The following is a 13,151-nucleotide window of genomic DNA, read 5'->3' on the forward strand; positions in this document are numbered from 1 at the left end:
AGGAGCCATGAAAATGCCCAGCGCCAACACCACGTCCCTTGATCAGTACGAGGTCTGGTTCCTCACCGGAAGCCAGCACCTCTACGGCGAAGATGTCCTCAAGCAGGTCGCCTCGCAATCGCAGGAGATTGCCAACGCGCTCAACGATTCCTCGGACGTGCCGGTCAAACTCGTGTGGAAGCCGGTCCTCACGGATTCCGACGCCATCCGCCGCACTGCGCTGGAAGCAAACTCGAACGACTCCGTGATCGGCGTGACCGCCTGGATGCACACGTTCAGCCCGGCCAAGATGTGGATCCAGGGCCTGGACGCCCTGCGCAAGCCGCTCCTGCACCTGCACACGCAGGCCAACCGTGACCTGCCGTGGGCCGATATCGACTTCGACTTCATGAACCTGAACCAGGCAGCCCACGGGGACCGCGAATTCGGGTATATCCAGTCGCGCCTCGGCGTGCCACGGAAGACCGTCGTCGGGCATGTCAGCAATCCTGAGATCGCCCGCCAGGTGGGCGCTTGGCAGCGCGCCTCGGCAGGTTGGGCCGCTGTGCGGACGCTGAAGCTGACCCGTTTCGGTGACAACATGCGCAACGTCGCCGTCACCGAAGGCGACAAGACCGAAGCCGAGCTGCGCTTCGGCGTCTCGGTCAACACTTGGTCCGTCAACGAGCTCGCCGATGCCGTTCACGGCGCTGCGGAGTCCGACGTCGATGCCCTGGTTGCCGAGTATGAGCGCCTCTACGAGGTGGTTCCCGAACTGCAAAAAGACGGCGCGCGCCACGAATCGCTGCGCTACAGCGCGAGGATCGAACTCGGGCTCCGCAGCTTCCTGGAAGCGAACGGCTCAGCCGCGTTCACGACGTCGTTCGAGGACCTGGGCGAACTCCGCCAGCTTCCCGGCATGGCAGTCCAGCGGCTCATGGCTGACGGCTATGGCTTTGGCGCCGAGGGCGACTGGAAGACCGCAATCCTTGTTCGCGCTGCCAAGGTGATGGGCGCCGGACTGCCCGGTGGTGCCTCGCTCATGGAGGACTACACGTACCACCTCGAGCCCGGCTCGGAGAAGATCCTGGGCGCGCACATGCTGGAGGTTTGCCCCTCGCTGACCGCCAAGAAGCCGCGCGTGGAGATCCACCCGCTGGGCATCGGCGGCAAGGAAGACCCCGTTCGCATGGTCTTCGATACGGACGCAGGCCCCGGCATCGTCGTCGCATTGTCCGATATGCGCGATCGGTTCCGCCTGGTAGCTAACGTGGTGGACGTCGTCGATCTCGACCAGCCTCTGCCCAACCTCCCGGTGGCCCGCGCACTGTGGGAGCCCAAGCCCAACTTCGCTACGTCGGCCGCAGCCTGGCTCACTGCCGGTGCCGCCCACCACACGGTACTCTCCACGCAGGTTGGCCTGGAGGTGTTCGAGGACTTCGCCGAAATCGCCAAGACCGAGCTCCTGACCATCGACGAGGACACCACCATCAAACAGTTCAAGAAGGAACTGAACTGGAACGCCGCCTACTACAAGCTGGCCGGCGGCCTGTGAGCACCGAATTCACCCTGCAGTCCGGCGGCTACCGGGCTGTCATCACGGCCCGGGCCGCGGCGCTGCGTGTTTTGCAGTTCCAGGGCCGCGACCTCGTGGTTCCCTTCCCCGAGGGTGGCCCGATTCCGGACTACCGGGGAATTATCGCGGCGCCGTGGCCCAACCGGATTGCGGATGGCGCCTACCGTTTCGATGGCAAGGTGCATCATGTACCCGTCAACGAACCGGACCGCGGCACATCCTTGCACGGCCTCGCGTTCCCGCTGGATTGGGCATTGAAGGAGTCCGACGCCGGTTCACTCACGTTGACCTGCACGGTGGGGCCCACGCCGGGATATCCGTTCGCGGTTGAGCTCTCGGCTCAGTACATGTTGGACGACGCCGGGCTGCACACGCGGCTAACTGCCTTGAACGTAGCCGACGCTCCAGCACCGTACGGCGTTTGCCCACACCCGTATCTGGTGGCCGGTTCTTCGCCGCTGGCTCAGTGGGTCCTCGATTTTGCTGCAGATAGCTTCCTTGAGGTCACCCCTGACAGGCTGCTGCCGGTTGGTGTTGTGGAAGTTGAGGGCCACGCTTTCGATTTCCGGACCCCGCGGGCCATTGGCACCACTGAGATCGACCATGCGTTCACAGGAATAGCGTTCGACGGCGGGCTGGCGCGGCTTTCGCTGCGCGACCCGGCGGGCACCGGCGTCGGGATGTCCTGGGACGAAAGCTGCCCATGGTTGCAGATCCATACGGCAGACAAGCCGGAACCACTTCCGAATCGGCTGGGCTTGGCCGTAGAGCCAATGACCTGCCCGCCGGACGCGTTCAACAGTGGCACGGACCTGATCCGGCTGGAACCCGGCGCTGAGCACACCGCTGCGTGGAGCATCTACGCCCTGTAGTTACTCAACTCGGTCGCAGTAGTGCGCGTTTTGACCGCTCATAACGCGCACTGCTGCGACCTACTTGGGTACGCCGGCCGTGCTTTGACGCACCACGAGCTCCGGCGTGAACACCACGGCCCGGTGTTTGGTTCCGCCGCTGTCCTGCTCCTCCGCCAGCAACTCGATCGCCGTGCGGCCCAAGGCCTCCGTTGGCTGGCGGATGGAGGACAAGGGCACGACGGCGGAGACGGCGAAGTCGATGTCGTCGTAGCCAATCAGGGCGATGTCCTCGGGGATTTTCACAGTTCGGAGCATGGTCAGCGACTGCATGACGCCGAGCGCCAGGAGGTCGTTGGAACAGAAAACGGCTTCCGGCCTTTCGACTGGCGACCGCTCCACCAGGTCGTTGCCCACTTGGCGGCCGGCCAGGACTGTCTGTCCAGCGGAGTCCAAGACCTCGATTGTTGCCCCTGCTACTTCGGCGACGGCCCGCTGCGCGCCGGTAAGCCGGTTGGCAACCTGACGGATTGAAGGGGTACCTACAAAGGCCAGACGACGGCGGCCCATGTCCAGCAGGTGCCGGGCGGCAAGATATCCGCCTTCTTCGTCATCCACCGAGACTGAGCTGCAGCGGTCGGTGTCGGCGAGTTGATCCACCAGAACGGTTGGCACGCCACGTTCGCGGAGCATATCGATCCGATCACCAACGTCCCCTACAGGCGAGATCAGCAGGCCCTGGACCCGCTGTTCCTGGAACAGGTCCATGTAATGCGCTTCCCGGGAAGCGTCCTGGCCGCTGTCCCCTACCAACACCACGCTACCGAGGGCTGTGGCTGCATCTTCGGCGGCACGGGCAACCGAGGAGAAGAACGGGTTGCCCACGTCCAGCACAATCAGTCCGATGGTCCGACTTTGGCCTGCGCGGAGTTGGCGGGCGGCGTCGTTGCGCACGAAACCGAGTTCGGCGATGGATTTGAGGACGCGCTCCTTGGTCCTTTGCGATACGCGGTCCGGATAATTCAGCACGTTGGAAACAGTTCCCACGGCTACTTGGGCGTGGGTGGCAACGTCTTTGATGCTCGCTGTCTGGGACATGCTTTCCAATCTCCGCTGGTTGTCATCGATTTGCAGGAAACGCCTTGACACCCTCCTTCTAACGAGGGTAATTTGAATCGTAACAAATGAAACGATTCAAAGACGAGTGACCTGGAGAACCGCACATGAGGGTCTGTTTCCGCTCCTCCGTCCAGCCAGAGCTGATGGACGAATACAAGCGCCGGCACGCAGCCGTTTGGCCGGAGATGCTGCACGCCCTCAAGGATGCGGGATGGAACAACTACTCGCTCTTCCTGGCTTCCGATGGCCAATTGATCGGGTACCTGGAATGCGATGACTACCAGGCCGCACAGGCGCGCATGGCCATAACGGACGTCAACGCCCGCTGGCAGGCCGAGATGGCAACCCTGTTCTCGAACAGCGACCTGCCTCCAGACCAGAGCTTCGAAATCGTCGAAGAAGTTTTCAATCTTGAGGATCAACTGGCCAAGGCCAGCACCGTCGCAACCCAGCAAAAGGAACAAGCATGAACACCACAGAATCGGCCGCCACCGAATCGGCCTTGGGCCGCTTGGGAGAACTGGCCATCGAAGTTCCATCCTGGGCCTACGGAAATTCGGGGACCCGGTTCAAGGTCTTCGGCACTCCGGGTACGCCGCGCACCGTCCAGGAAAAGATCGCCGACGCCGCCAAGGTCCACGAGCTGACGGGCCTGGCGCCTACAGTCGCGCTGCACATTCCGTGGGACAAGGTTGATGACTACTCTGCGCTGCGCGAATACGCTGCAGGCTTGGGCGTTGGACTGGGCACCATCAACTCCAACACATTCCAGGACGACGAGTACAAATTCGGTTCCCTGACCTCCTCCACCGAGTCTGTCCGCCGCCGGGCGATCGACCACCACCTTGAGTGCATCCAGATCATGCATGCCACCGGATCAAAGGACCTGAAGATCTGGTTGGCCGATGGCACCAACTACCCCGGCCAGGACGATATGCGCGGCCGTCAGGACCGCCTCGCGGAATCCCTCCAGGAGATCTACGCTGCCCTCGGCGACGAGCACCGGCTGGTCCTGGAGTACAAGTTCTTCGAGCCGGCTTTCTATCACACCGATGTTCCGGACTGGGGCACTTCCTACGCGCAGACCCTTGCCCTTGGCGAGAAGGCCTTCGTCTGTCTGGACACCGGCCACCACGCGCCAGGTACCAACATCGAGTTCATCGTCATGCAGCTTCTGCGGCTGGGCAAGCTGGGATCCTTCGACTTCAACTCCCGCTTCTACGCAGACGACGACCTCATTGTGGGCGCAGCCGATCCGTTCCAGCTGTTCCGAATCATGTACGAGGTGATCCGCGGCGGCGGCTTCGGGAAAGATTCAGGCGTTGCCCTGATGCTGGACCAATGCCACAACCTGGAAGAGAAGATCCCGGGCCAGATCCGCTCGGTCCTGAACGTCCAGGAAATGACGGCCCGCGCATTGCTCGTGGATACCGCAGCATTGTCCGAGGCCCAGCGTGCCGGGGATGTTCTGGCCGCCAACGGCATCTTCAACGATGCCTTCTACACCGACGTCCGCCCTGTCCTTGCGGAGTGGCGTGAATCCCGCGGCCTGCCCGCCGACCCGATCGCTGCCTACAAGGCCAGCGGCTACCAGAAGAAAATCAACGAGGACCGCGCTGGCGGCCAGCAAGCCGGATGGGGCGCATAAAGCATGAACGTGCAAGAGACCAACAAGACCGTTGAAGACCTGATTTCCCGCTCCAACCGCCTCGGCGCGGACAAGCGGAACACCAACTTCGCCGGCGGCAACACCTCCGCCAAGGGCACCGAGAAGGACCCAGTCACGGGCCAGGACGTCGAGCTCCTTTGGGTCAAGGGCTCCGGTGGCGACCTCGGCACGCTGAAGGCGGAGAACCTCGCTGTACTCCGGCTGGACCGGCTGCAGGCACTGAAGTCCGTTTACCCCGGCGTCGAGCGTGAAGACGAAATGGTGGCCGCCTTTGATTACTGCCTCCACGGCAAGGGCGGCGCTGCGCCGTCGATCGATACTGCCATGCACGGCCTGGTGGACGCTGCGCATGTTGACCACCTGCACCCAGACTCGGGCATCGCGATTGCGACGGCGGTGGACGGCGAAGCGCTGACGTCCAAGGTATTCGGCGACAAAGTGGTGTGGGTTCCGTGGCACCGCCCCGGTTTCCAGCTCGGTTTGGACATCGCCGCGATCAAGGAAGCCAACCCCCAGGCCATCGGCACCATCCTGGGTGGCCACGGCATCACTGCGTGGGGCGCCACGAGTGAAGAGGCTGAGGCCAACTCGCTGTGGATCATCGACCAGGCAGAAAAGTTCATCGCGGAGAACGGCAAGGCCGAGCCCTTCGGCGCCAAGCTCCCCGGCTACGGCGCCCTCCGCGAAGCTGAGCGCAAAGCCAAGGCAGCCGCCCTCGCCCCGGTGATCCGCGGCCTGGCCTCCACGGACAAGCCGCAACTGGGCCACTTCAGTGATGACGCCGTCGTTCTTGAATTCCTTGAGTCCGCCGAGCACCCGCGCCTCGGCGCGCTGGGCACCTCCTGCCCGGACCATTTCCTGCGCACCAAGGTCAAGCCGCTGGTCTTGGACCTGCCCGCCGATGCTTCCATCGAGGATTCCGTCAACCGTTTGAAGGACCTGCACGCGGACTACCGCGAGGACTACCAGGCGTACTACGACCGTCACGCCGACGAGAACAGCCCCGCCCTCCGCGGCGCCGACCCGGCCATCGTGCTGGTCCCCGGCGTCGGCATGTTCTCCTTCGGCAAGGACAAGCAAACCGCCCGCGTGGCCGGCGAGTTCTACATCAACGCCATCAACGTGATGCGCGGTGCTGAGGCGATCTCCACCTACGCGCCGATCGAGGAATCCGAGAAATTCCGCATCGAGTACTGGGCCTTGGAAGAAGCCAAGCTCGCCCGCATGCCCAAGCCCAAGTCCCACGCCACCCGCATCGCGCTGGTGACCGGCGCGGCGTCGGGCATCGGCAAGGCGATCGCAACCCGCTTGGCGTCCGACGGCGCGTGCGTAGTGATTGCCGACCTGAACCTTGAGAACGCCCAGGCCGTCGCCGCGGAACTGGGCGGACCCGACGTCGCCATCGGCGTCCAGGCCGACGTGACGGACGAAGCCCAGATCGCAGCAGCGATCCAGGAAGCCGTGCTCGCCTTCGGTGGCCTGGACCTGGTAGTCAACAACGCCGGACTGTCCATCTCCAAGCCCCTACTGGAAACCACCGAAAAGGACTGGGACCTGCAGCACAACGTCATGGCCAAGGGCTCATTCCTGGTGTCCAAGGCCGCGGCCAAGGTCATGATCGAGCAGGGCATGGGAGGAGACATCATCTACATCTCCTCCAAAAACTCGGTGTTCGCCGGCCCCAACAACATCGCCTACTCCGCAACCAAGGCCGATCAAGCCCATCAGGTCCGTCTACTCGCCGCTGAACTGGGCGAGTACGGCGTGCGCGTCAACGGCATCAACCCTGACGGCGTGGTCCGCGGCTCGGGCATCTTCGCTGGCGGCTGGGGCGCCAAACGCGCAGCTGTGTACGGCGTGGACGAGCAGGAACTGGGCAAGTACTACGCCCAGCGCACGCTGCTCAAGCGGGAGGTGCTGCCGGAACACGTCGCCAACGCAGCCTCCGTGCTCACCAGCAACGAACTGTCCCACACCACCGGGCTGCACATCCCCGTTGACGCGGGCGTGGCTGCCGCATTCCTGCGATAAGGCCAAGCATGAGCAACGGTTCACCTGCGAAGCCAGTCTTCGCAGCAGTCGATATTGGCGCCTCCTCCGGCCGCGTCATGCTCGGTCGCGTCTCGCCTGAATCCGGCGTGTCGCTCGAGACGATCCACCGCTTCCCTAACGGAGTGGTGGAGCTCGACGGCGGCCTCCGCTGGGACTTCGACGCCCTGTTCGCGGAGGTACTCAAGGGCTTGACGGCCGCCGCTGCCGTTGCGCGTGGGAATGGCGAGCGCATCGTGAGCATCGGCATCGACACCTGGGCTGTGGACTACGGCCTGGTGAACGACGCCGGCGAACTCACCGCGCAGCCGTACAGCTACCGGGACGAGCGCAGCCGCGCGACGGTGGAACGCGTGCATGCCGCGATCTCCCCGGAGAAGTTGTATGCCACAACGGGTTTGCAATACCTGCAGTTCAACACGCTGTACCAGCTGGCGTGCGAGCCCACACTGGAAGGGCGCCAGGCTCTCCTCATCCCGGACCTGATCGCTTTCCTCCTCACGGGAGAGCGCCGGACGGAGGCTACAAACGCCTCCACTACAGGGCTCTTTGATGCTGTTGCGGGAGAGTGGGCTACACAGTTCCTGGATGCACTCGGCCTGCCGAAAGACATCTTCCCTCCCCTCATTCAGCCTGGTGAAACCGTGGGCACCCTCCTGCCTGGCATCCTCGAAAAGACGGGATTGCCCGCGGACACCAGGGTGGTTGCGGTTGGATCGCACGACACCGCCTCAGCCGTGGCCGCCGTGCCCGCCGAGCAAAAGGACTTCGCCTACATTTCCTCGGGAACGTGGTCCTTGGTGGGTGTTGAATTGGACAGCCCAGTGCTGAGCGAGGCAAGCCGCAAGGCCAACTTCACCAACGAACGCGGTGTGGATGGAACTATCCGGTACCTGCGTAATGTCGGTGGGCTCTGGCTGCTCAGCGAGTGCCAGCGTGCTTGGGCGGCACAGGGGTTCAGCCAATCGTTGACGTCACTGCTGGACGCAGCCTCGGCTCTCCCCACCGGCGGCCCACGAATCAACGCCGATGACCCGGCCTTTACGGCCCCGGACAATATGCCGGACCGCATCCGCGCAGCCGTGCGGAACACAGGCGCCGTGCTCGCGGACCGGCCTGCCGCCGTCGTGCGTTGCATCATGGACAGCCTCGCGGGTGGTTACGCCCGCACGCTGGCGGACGCTGAACGGCTCGCGGGCCGGAGCGTGGATGTGGTTCACATTGTGGGCGGTGGTTCGCAGAACCGGCTCCTGTGCCAACTGACGGCTGACGCCACGGGCAAGCCGGTGGTTGCCGGACCTGTTGAGGCGACTGCACTGGGCAACGTCCTGGTTCAGGCGCGCGCTGCCGGTGTGGTGGAAGGTGGGCTTCCTGAACTGCGCGCGTTGGTGGCCGCCGGGACGAATCTCGAACGGTACGAGCCGGCCCAGGCGATCAGCGGCGTACCTTCCTGACCGTTTTGAACTGGTGGCGGCCCCGAAACAACCGAAATAGGGTGTTTCGGGGCTGCTTCCTTGTCCAGCTCCTGTGAATGTCTATGAATGTTGTGAATCTTTTGAATCTGTACCTGTCTACAAGCAACGCCGCCGACGCCCGCCGAACGTCTGGTACGTCACAGCGCCGGATGAGGGTGCCGCGCTAAACTGATCGCATTATGATCCGCACAATGTTCAAGTCCAAGATCCACCGCGCAACGGTGACCCATGCCGATCTTCACTACGTCGGTTCGGTCACTGTCGACCTTGACCTGCTGGACGCGGCTGACATCCTTCCGGGCGAACTCGTCTCCATCGTTGACGTGACCAATGGCGCCCGGCTGGAGACCTACACCATCGCCGGCGAGCGCGGTTCCGGCGTGATCGGGATCAACGGCGCGGCTGCCCACCAGGTTCATGTGGGGGATGTCGTCATCCTCATCACCTATGCCGAGATGACCACCGAAGAGGCGCGCGCTTATGAGCCCAGGGTTGTCCATGTCAGCAAGGACAACAAGATCCTCCAGCTCGGAAACGACCCCGCGGAGGGCCACACACCCGGGCTGATGCGTCCGCCGCACGCGCTGAGCAACGCCGCGCACATGAGCTAACCCGGCCAAAAGCCAAATCTCGACGTCGGTACCCATGTGAGTGCCGACGTCGCGCTTTGGGTGTCCGTATGACGGAACTCTCGCCAGAAAACGCTTACTCAGCACGGCGATGTGGCTAGGCTGTTGTTCGTGACCCACCACCTCCCCGCCCGCACGCCCTCATGATCGGCGTCCTGTCCGGGTTCTTCGTGGTGTGGGCCATCATCCTGGTGGGCATGTTCGTTGGGCGCCGCGGGATCCTGGGTGAGAATGCGCGCACGGTCCTGAGCTCGTTGACATTCTTCGTCGCAAGCCCGGCGTTGCTGTTCGAAACCCTGAGCAAGGCGAAGTTCCACGAGGTGTTTGCCGCCCCGCTGTTGGTCACCGCAGTGGGTGCCATCATCACGGGCCTGCTGTTCTTCCTGATCGTGAAATTCTGGCTCAAGCGCACTCTGCCCGAAGCCCTGATGTCATCGATGAGTGCCTCACTGGCGAACTCCGCGAACCTGGGCATCCCGATTGCGGTCTTTGTGCTGGGTGATGCAAGCTACGTGGCGCCGCTGCTGATTTTCCAGCTCGCGTTCTTCACGCCCCTGTACCTGATGGCCCTGGACGCCAGCACGAGTAGCCACCGCACCACTCCCCTGCGCTTTCTGCTCATGATCGTGAAGAACCCGATGATCGTGGGCTCAGGGCTTGGGCTTCTGGTGGCAGGAACGGGTTTTCAGGTGCCCACCCTCATTCTGGAGCCGATCCACTTGATTGGCGGCGCCGCGATTCCCGCCATGTTGATGGCGTTCGGCATGAGCCTGAACGGATCACGGCCTTTGCAGAAGGACGCGGGACGACGCCTGGACACACTGCTGGCCAGCGGGTTCAAGCTGTTCGTGCACCCATCCATCGCCTATATGTTTGCCCGCTTTGCCTTAGGGATGGATGGTCACGCCTTATTCGCCGTGGTGGTGACGGCGGCGCTCCCGACGGCCCAGAACGTGTTCGTGGCAGCCACCCGCTACCGCGCCGGCATCACAGTAGCCAAGGACACCGTGCTCATCACGACGATCGTGGCGGTGCCCGCGATGATCGCCGTGGCCTTGCTCCTCACCTAGCGCCGTCCGGCCCAAGTAGGGGACAGATAACGCTCTACTCAGGCCTGGGAGGAGCGTTATCTGTCCCCTACTTGGGTTACTCCACGTCTGCGCTGGCCAGGTAATGGTCCAGGAGCTGCGCACACCGGATGAAGCCCAGATGCGAGTACGCCTGTGGATGATTACCCAGGTGGGTTTCCGAGGCAGGATCATATTCCTCCGGCAGCAGGCCTGTAGGACCAAACAAAGCCACCAGCTGGTTGAACAGTTCAAGCGCATCATCCAAGCGTCCAACAGCAAGGTATGCCTCGATCAGCCAGGTGGTGCAGATGTGGAAGCCACCCTCCAAACCCGGCAGGCCGTCGTCGTACCTGTACCTGAAAACGGTGGGACCCACACGCAACTCGCGCTCAACAGCCGTTACGGTATCCAGAAACCGCTGGTCCTGGACATCCAGCAGGCCGGACAAGCCGATATGCAGCACGGCGGCATCCAGGTCGGGGCTGTCGTAGGCCACGGTGTACGAGGCCGCAGATGAATCCCAGCCCTTCCGGAGGACTTCCTTGCGGATCTTGGCCGCAATAGGCGCCCAGTCCTCGTGTGCCACGCGACCATGCAGGGCAGCAGTCCGCAAGGCCCGGTCCAGCGTCACCCAACACATGACCTTGGTGTACACGTGGTGCCGTGGTGGTCGACGCGCTTCCCAGATCCCGTGATCGGGCTCGTGCCAACGGGCAATGACGGCGTGGGCCATCTGCTCCATCAGGAACCAGTGCTCATCCGGCAGGTAGCCGCGCCGCTCGCCAAGATCGTGAATCAGCTCGGCAATCGGCCCAAAGACGTCCAACTGCACCTGGTGGTCGGCCGCGTTCCCGATCCGCACCGGACGCGAACCGGCATAGCCCGGGAGGCTCTCGACGATCGCTTCCGTGGACAGCGGAGCACCCGTCACGGAGTACAGCGGGTGGAGCCATTCCGGCCCGGGAGCAGTTTCCAGGATGCGGCCAAGCCAGCGAAGGAACCCGTCGGCCTCGTCGGTGGAGCCCAAGCTGACCAAGGAATTAACGGTCATGGAGCCGTCGCGCAGCCAGCAATACCGGTAGTCCCAGTTGCGCGTCCCGCCGATGCCCTCCGGCAGCGATGTGGTTGGCGCGGCAAGGACAGCACCCGTGGGCTCGTGCACCAGCGACCTCAGAACCAGCGCCGAGCGCCGAACCAGCGAGGTCTTGATGGTGGGTAGCTGCAGCGCTTTGACCCACTCCCGGGCGGACTGCCCGACGGTGGCACGTCGGGTCGGCTCCCCAGTCGGGTCTGCCCGTGGCGGCTCTGTATCACCGCATCGCAGGTTCAGCACAACGGGGCCGTACTGGAGTGGCACTTCTGCGGTGGCGGTGGCGTACCTGCCATCACTGGTGATCTGGAAGGCAACTCCGGGCGCCGAGAGAATGATGGGATCCGAGGTGCCCATGATGTGGACTTCCTCGCCACGGATCTCCATGCTGAACGGCGCAGTGGCATAGTCCGGCCGGGGCGCGAACACTACCCGCGCGGTGCCCGTGCCGGACAGAACGCGGACCAGGCTGGTGATGCCTTCCGGTGCGGGCTCAAGATAGTCCGTCACTGTCACGTCTGCCCAGCGGGTCTCCACGATCATGGTGTTGTCCACATAGCGCTGAGCGAGTACTTGCGAACGCTTGACTGGCTCAATACTGAAGTGGCCCGCCGGGTCACCGCCCAGGATATGGGCAAACAGGGACCCCGAATCCGGCAAGGGGTGGGTCATCCAGCAAACCTTCGCGTCAGGGGTGAGCAACGCAGTCGACGTGCCGTTCCCGATCATCGAATGCCGCTCAAGCCCCACGGCGTCCTCGCCAAACAGCCATGCCCGCCGCAGTTCGAACAACAAAGCCAGCACACGCGCAAAGGCTTCCGGATCCGGAATGGTGTGTGCCGCCGTCGTACTTCCGGGGCCGACGTGAAGGCCAAGGTCGGGGCCCCGCAAGGTGGCGAGCGCCATTTCGTCGCTTGCTGCGTCGCCCGCGTAGAGCGCAGCGCTCACCCCCAGGCGGGAGCGAAGCTGCTCCAAGGCCTGGCCCTTCGCCGGTTGCTCAACGGTGAGGTCCAGCACGGAGCCGTCGATGATGAAGTAGAGCCCATACTCAATGGCGATCTGCTGGGAACGGAAAATAACGCGCTCCACCACTTCCGGCGTCGCAGGCCGGGTGTGGACAGCAACGCCCACCGGCTTGCGGACGATGCTGACGCCTTTCTCGAAGGCGACGGCCTCAGTCAATGCCGTGGCTACCTGCTGGAGCAGGGTTTCCGTGGCCAGGGACAGGTTGTAGGCATAGCCCATGTCGAACTCAACGCCGTGCGAGCCCACCAAATGGACCTCAGCCGGCAATCTGGACACGGCAGCAAGGTCGCGCAAGGACCGGCCGGAAATGATGGCCGTATGCGTGTTCGGGAGGGCTGCGAGCGCACGGAGAGCAACAGCTGCACTATCCAGCGGTAGAGTTTCGGTGGAGACGCCTTCAGCTGCACAGAGCGTGCCGCCGTAGTTGCACGCCACCAGCAGGCCCGGCACGCGGGCAATGGCCCTCAGCTCCGCCATCAACTGCGGCGTGATGCCCTGCTGCGCGTCCGTCCGGAGCAAGGTCCGGAGCAGGCCAAGCGGCAGCGAGTTCATCAGCAGCGCGGAGTCTGCGGCTGATTGATTTAAGGGCGTGGGCATAGCGGATCCTTCCACTGCGGA

At 63.6% G+C, this 13,151-nt stretch carries 10 protein-coding genes; 8 read left to right on the forward strand and 2 right to left on the reverse strand.

Annotated elements, in window-relative coordinates:
* Positions 1-13 precede the first annotated feature (13 nt).
* The gene (araA, locus tag AC1DD5_RS15055; protein ID WP_431120334.1) at positions 14-1,534 is read left to right on the forward strand and encodes an L-arabinose isomerase; all 1,521 of its coding nucleotides are present in this window, start codon (positions 14-16) and stop codon (positions 1,532-1,534) included.
* Positions 1,531-2,427 carry an aldose 1-epimerase family protein gene (locus tag AC1DD5_RS15060; protein ID WP_477521966.1) on the forward strand — a complete coding sequence of 299 codons (897 nt, stop codon included), beginning with the start codon at positions 1,531-1,533 and terminating at the stop codon, positions 2,425-2,427. Before araA ends, AC1DD5_RS15060 begins: the two co-directional genes overlap by 4 nt.
* 60 nt (positions 2,428-2,487) lie before the next feature.
* Here AC1DD5_RS15060 and AC1DD5_RS15065 read toward each other — a convergent pair whose 3' ends face one another.
* A complete protein-coding gene (locus AC1DD5_RS15065; RefSeq protein ID WP_477521967.1) occupies positions 2,488-3,504 on the reverse strand; it encodes a LacI family DNA-binding transcriptional regulator in 1,017 nt (338 codons plus the stop codon).
* Between the two features lie 125 nt (positions 3,505-3,629).
* Here AC1DD5_RS15065 and AC1DD5_RS15070 point away from each other — a divergent pair, with 125 nt between their 5' ends.
* From AC1DD5_RS15070 to AC1DD5_RS15095, 6 genes are all read left to right on the forward strand, one after another.
* Positions 3,630-3,995, forward strand: a complete 366-nt coding sequence (locus tag AC1DD5_RS15070; protein ID WP_477521968.1) for an L-rhamnose mutarotase — start codon at positions 3,630-3,632, stop codon at positions 3,993-3,995.
* A complete protein-coding gene (rhaI, locus tag AC1DD5_RS15075) occupies positions 3,992-5,173 on the forward strand; it encodes an L-rhamnose isomerase (RefSeq protein WP_477521969.1) in 1,182 nt (393 codons plus the stop codon). The genes AC1DD5_RS15070 and rhaI overlap by 4 nt, the downstream gene beginning before the upstream one ends.
* Before the next feature lie 3 nt (positions 5,174-5,176).
* Entirely contained in the window at positions 5,177-7,225 is a 2,049-nt protein-coding gene (locus AC1DD5_RS15080) for a bifunctional aldolase/short-chain dehydrogenase (RefSeq protein WP_477521970.1), read from the forward strand.
* An 8-nt stretch (positions 7,226-7,233) separates the two neighbouring features.
* A complete protein-coding gene (locus AC1DD5_RS15085) occupies positions 7,234-8,697 on the forward strand; it encodes a rhamnulokinase (protein ID WP_477521971.1) in 1,464 nt (487 codons plus the stop codon).
* A gap of 200 nt (positions 8,698-8,897) precedes the next feature.
* Positions 8,898-9,329: an aspartate 1-decarboxylase gene (gene panD / locus AC1DD5_RS15090; RefSeq protein ID WP_431116915.1), complete on the forward strand. Its 432-nt coding sequence runs from the start codon at positions 8,898-8,900 to the stop codon at positions 9,327-9,329.
* Positions 9,330-9,490: 161 nt separating this feature from the next.
* Positions 9,491-10,417 carry an AEC family transporter gene (locus AC1DD5_RS15095; RefSeq protein WP_477521972.1) on the forward strand — a complete coding sequence of 309 codons (927 nt, stop codon included), beginning with the start codon at positions 9,491-9,493 and terminating at the stop codon, positions 10,415-10,417.
* Positions 10,418-10,493: 76 nt separating this feature from the next.
* On the opposite strand, the gene AC1DD5_RS15100 is transcribed toward AC1DD5_RS15095, so the two are convergent.
* A complete protein-coding gene (locus AC1DD5_RS15100) occupies positions 10,494-13,130 on the reverse strand; it encodes a trehalase-like domain-containing protein (RefSeq protein ID WP_477521973.1) in 2,637 nt (878 codons plus the stop codon).
* Between the last annotated feature and the right edge of the window lie 21 nt (positions 13,131-13,151).

Source organism: Paenarthrobacter sp. 10L420, from assembly GCF_056395385.1.

Coding starts and splice junctions, on each gene's coding strand:
- araA (WP_431120334.1), top strand. CDS start 14: ATGCCCAGCGCCAACACCACGTCCCTTGATCAGTACGAGGTCTGGTTC.
- AC1DD5_RS15065 (WP_477521967.1), bottom strand. CDS start 3,504: ATGTCCCAGACAGCGAGCATCAAAGACGTTGCCACCCACGCCCAAGTA.
- AC1DD5_RS15070 (WP_477521968.1), top strand. CDS start 3,630: ATGAGGGTCTGTTTCCGCTCCTCCGTCCAGCCAGAGCTGATGGACGAA.
- rhaI (WP_477521969.1), top strand. CDS start 3,992: ATGAACACCACAGAATCGGCCGCCACCGAATCGGCCTTGGGCCGCTTG.
- AC1DD5_RS15080 (WP_477521970.1), top strand. CDS start 5,177: ATGAACGTGCAAGAGACCAACAAGACCGTTGAAGACCTGATTTCCCGC.
- AC1DD5_RS15085 (WP_477521971.1), top strand. CDS start 7,234: ATGAGCAACGGTTCACCTGCGAAGCCAGTCTTCGCAGCAGTCGATATT.
- panD (WP_431116915.1), top strand. CDS start 8,898: ATGATCCGCACAATGTTCAAGTCCAAGATCCACCGCGCAACGGTGACC.
- AC1DD5_RS15095 (WP_477521972.1), top strand. CDS start 9,491: ATGATCGGCGTCCTGTCCGGGTTCTTCGTGGTGTGGGCCATCATCCTG.
- AC1DD5_RS15100 (WP_477521973.1), bottom strand. CDS start 13,130: ATGCCCACGCCCTTAAATCAATCAGCCGCAGACTCCGCGCTGCTGATG.